General features: G+C 45.6%; 4 protein-coding genes. 2 read left to right on the top strand and 2 right to left on the bottom strand.

Annotated elements, in window-relative coordinates:
- Window positions 1-214 precede the first annotated feature (214 nt).
- Both aroQ and FOV68_RS23740 read right to left on the bottom strand, forming a co-directional pair.
- Window positions 215-502: a gamma subclass chorismate mutase AroQ gene (aroQ, locus tag FOV68_RS23745; RefSeq protein ID WP_143991726.1), complete on the bottom strand. Its 288-nt coding sequence runs from the start codon at window positions 500-502 to the stop codon at window positions 215-217.
- A 351-nt stretch (window positions 503-853) separates the two neighbouring features.
- Complete coding sequence (locus tag FOV68_RS23740; RefSeq protein WP_143991725.1) at window positions 854-1354, bottom strand: hypothetical protein; 501 nt, start codon at window positions 1352-1354, stop codon at window positions 854-856.
- 244 nt (window positions 1355-1598) lie between these two features.
- On the opposite strand from FOV68_RS23740, the gene FOV68_RS23735 reads away from it, so the two are divergent.
- Together FOV68_RS23735 and FOV68_RS23730 are read left to right on the top strand one after the other, a co-directional pair.
- Entirely contained in the window at window positions 1599-2630 is a 1032-nt protein-coding gene (locus FOV68_RS23735) for a tyrosine-type recombinase/integrase (protein WP_143991724.1), read from the top strand.
- A gap of 135 nt (window positions 2631-2765) precedes the next feature.
- Window positions 2766-3539: a nucleotidyltransferase domain-containing protein gene (locus FOV68_RS23730; RefSeq protein ID WP_143991723.1), complete on the top strand. Its 774-nt coding sequence runs from the start codon at window positions 2766-2768 to the stop codon at window positions 3537-3539.
- Window positions 3540-4250: the final 711 nt, after the last annotated feature.

Genomic DNA, 4250 nt, shown 5'->3' with positions numbered 1-4250 from the left:
ATAAGTCTGCGTCACGACCCAAAGAATTAATAATTAGCCTTTTATCTGCATCGGTTAAATGAGGCGTTTGCGTATAGAGGAAAATTCGTGATTTATCCTCATATGTGAATTCTCCGGTGGCTAATTTATTGCTAATGGTATTTATTGATTATATTTTTTCCAAAACAGAAATACTGTTTCTCACTTCATCCAGGCTTTTATGATTTCCTAGCTCTCACGGTAAAGACAGCCATTCTGCCATATAGCGGTATTGAATTGCCTTGGCGACATTCATTTGAGCCTGCATATGGGGCATTAATGATTGCGGGTCAAGTCCTGCATTCTCTGCATCTGTTTGTGAGAGGAATAAAACTTTCCTTTCTCGATCGAGATCTTGTAGAGGTATATTATTTTCAACTGTATAAGCTGCCACATCACGCATTGCTGACAAGCGACTGTTTATTTCATGGATAAGGGAATGGATCGATACCGTACTATTAAATGCTCCAAGAATTGGGCTCATGATTAGTATCTCTTATGTCTTTTAAATAAGAATATTAATATTAAAGTCAAAAAAACATCCGTAATATTACAATATAGATTTGTTAAATTCAGAATTCCTCTGTTTGAAAACTGTTTATCTTGTAGAATCTAATGTCATTCAGTAAGTAGTATTCTGGACCCAGAACGAATTTATACTGGCTTACTCTCGGGTCCTTGAGTGACACATATGACTTTGCATCCATTGTTACGCATCCAAGTAACATGCTTATAACTTTTTCTTGATCATCTATCACCATGCATTTGGAGTGGTCATTTATTTATATAAAGGCTGGCAAAGTTACAAGCCTTACTGCATTTTTATTCGCCGCTTTTACTTTAATAAACAATTTAATTTACATGATTCACTATCATTTTTAATGATTATTTTATTGCGAAATATAAATTCAGGTATCACCTCAAACGAAGCCTTAAGCCTCAAAGCTCCTCCTATATAATCAATATTTCTTTTGTTGAGGATTCTTCCAAAAAAAGTAAACCTCTCAGGTGTTTTGGCGGGATGATAAAGAAAAACTAAGCCCTGACCCATCTCATGCCGCAAGTATTTTGCCAGTACCAGGAAGCAGTTTTCCATTTCAGGCGCATAGCGCTCACCCACAGTGTGATAAACATTCACGCTGCATTCAGCCAGAATCTTCCTGGTGCCATATCTCTCGTAACAGCGTAAAGAAAAAGGATGGCATGGCAGATAAAATGCCGACCTAAATTTTCTAAGAATACTAAACTCTAAAAATTCACATGTTTGCTTTGCTAGAATCTTGACATCCTTTCTTACTCTATCCAGAGCAGATCCTAATTCAATGAGCTGTAACATTATATAATTAACCTTATATAAGGCCAGACAGAGTCTCTGAAACCTTGTATCATGCGGATCGGGGCTGGATCATGAACTTTACGGCCATTTATATGAAACGACGAAGTTCTGGACGGCGTGCGGCTGAACGAAGGTGTTTAAAAAATAGGCGTAGCTACGTAAAATCTGACGAGCAGTACCCCTGCTTTTTTCTCAGAATTCACGTAGCGCTGCCTTTCAGCCAAGAGTTGTAAATGGAGCAAACATGAACGATATCTCCGCTTTTACCGGTGTGACTCTTAGCGGCAGCGCCGGTGATGATCTCACTGCTAAACTGGCCGCGTTCGTCCGCCATCGAGAGGCCTTTTCTGCCAACACGTGGCGTCAGCTACTGAGCGTGATGCGGATCTGCTGGCGCTGGTCGCAGGAGAATCGTCGGTCCTTTCTGCCGATGTCACCGGATGACATGCAGGATTACCTGTTTCACCTGCAGACCATTGGCCGTTCAACTTCAACTATTTCGGTGCACGCGGCGCTTATGTCGATGTTACACCGTAATGCCGGATTGGTGCCGCCAACGATTGCGTCGGACGTAGTTCGCGCCAGAAAAAAGATAAACCGTATAGCGGTCATGTCGGGTGAGCGTACAGGACAGGCCGTCCCGTTCTGCCGGCCAGATCTGAACCGTCTTGATGCTGAATGGGCTCATTCTCCGCGCCTGCAGCAGTTGCGCGACCTTGCGTTTATGCACGTTGCTTACAGCACACTTCTGCGCATGAGCGAGCTTTCCCGTCTGCGGATCAGAGATATCTCCCGTGCAGCAGACGGGCGTATCATTCTGGACGTTGGCTGGACTAAAACCATCCTGCAGTCAGGTGGCATCGTTAAGTCCCTCAGTGCGAAGTCATCCCGCAGGCTGACCGAATGGGTCACCGCGGCGGGGATCGCCAGCGAACCTGACGCTGTTATCTTCTGTCCTGTTCATCGATCGAACCGTATCGGCAGGGTGTCGGAAGTCCCCATGAGCGCACCCTGCCTGGAAGATATTTATCGCCGTGCCCGTCAGGCTGCGGGTGAGACAAAGGCTCTTGAAACTAATAAAGGGCGCTATGCAAGCTGGAGCGGACATAGCGCCCGCGTCGGCGCCGCACAGGATATGGCCAGAAACGGCGTCTCGATTGCACAGATCATGCAGGAAGGTACCTGGACGCAGACCCAGACTGTCATGCGCTACATTCGTATGGTTGAAGCTCACCGGGGAGCAATGGTAACCCTGATGGAAAACGATGATGATTAGCTGATTAAGCGATCTGCTTCTGAGGTTCAGTACTGTGTTTACCCTGACTGAAATCTGTCTGTGATGCTGAAAGAATTACTGTTCTGCGTTGCAGGCTTTAACTGACGATATGATGTATGACATGACGGTGAGCCAATGGCAGTTGATAAGTACGGGTTCATTACCCAGCCTGATTTCAAAGGATTTCAGCCAGCCTTTTCACGGCTGGTTGCGGATGTTGTTCAGACACTGACAACGACATTTCCGGATCTGATTCATAGCGTTTATGTATACGGCAGCATTATCGACGCGACGGCGACTGAAAGGCTGTCTGACCTCGATCTTACCGTGATTTATTATCGCGAACCCGATGCAGATGCCACTGCAAAAATCGACGTTGTTAAGACTGCGCTTGAGCAGGATCATCCGGTTGTCAGTAAGATTGACATCGATCCGGGCGTGCTTGAGGAAGTGATGCTACCGGCTAACGGTATTCGATGGGGTTACTGGCTGAAGCATCATTGCGTATGCGTTTACGGTGAAGACCTGCGCGATCGCTTTGAACCCTTCAGGCCCTCAAGGGACATAGCCGTTGCCGTTAACGGTGATTTTCTCGAGGTACTTAACGGCTACGTTGCTCTGATGAAACCCACACTGAAACCTGCGCAGCGCCATGTCCTGCAGAGGTCTGCTGCACGTAAGGCCATTCGTTCGACAAACATACTGAGAGAAGATAATGATCAGGATTGGCCGGTTACGCTGAAAGAATTGGGTAAAAAATTTAATGACCGCTACCCGGCTCTGGCCGAGGAGATGGATTATTTGTTGAGCATAAGTCACCGTCCACGCGGGGACATAATAGTGTTCGCCAGCAGGATCACAACTTTTAGCTACTGGCTCAATGCAGAATTTCATACGCGTCAGCGGTAAATAACTAAATCAGTACAATAAAAGTCTCAGATCAGAGGGTGCCGCAGAATCCATTATCAGGCTCTGCGGCTCACGCTTCTTGGGGGACTTTTATCAAAAAAATGTTGCAAGGGAGAAGTATTATCAGGCTGACGTCGCCATCCAGCCCGTAACCGCAATATGTCAACCGCGGGAAATTTGATGCCCTCGAAGCTCTTGTCTCACAGGATAGCTTTACAGGAGGCCGCGTGTAAAAGGAAGAACATGCTACGCTAGGGCTGTTTTTTAAGCATCAATGTTTAACAACTGCATGAACTGACGATACTGTGTCGTTTCTGGGTCCGAAACCGTTCAATTTCCGCGAAGGGCAGGGGATAGAGGTAAACAAATATATCCTTGCAACCGGACGTTAAGCTATGTATTAACTGCTCTGCAGGATCGTCAGCTGGCCAAAATCGTTACTCGCTATCAATAGGTCGTTCCTGAATGACCATCCCCGTCGTCCCCTAGAGAATACAACTCTTTTTTACTAATGATGATAGGTGCGTGAAATGTAATTTATGTTAAATGGTGACAGGAATAGCCACATCCCCAGCCTTATTTACGGTGTTTTATGATTCCATCACGCATCTGGCTGTGCGAACAGCGACGAAGAATGATTATGCTTCGATTATTAGAGATCGTACGATGAAGCAGTGTATCCGAAAAAATTAAAAATAATCCGAACGGCTA

The sequence above is a fragment of the Pantoea sp. paga genome, from assembly GCF_007558755.1.
Lineage (GTDB): Bacteria > Pseudomonadota > Gammaproteobacteria > Enterobacterales > Enterobacteriaceae > Pantoea > Pantoea agglomerans.
This window is presented reverse-complemented; position numbering and strand designations above follow the sequence as displayed.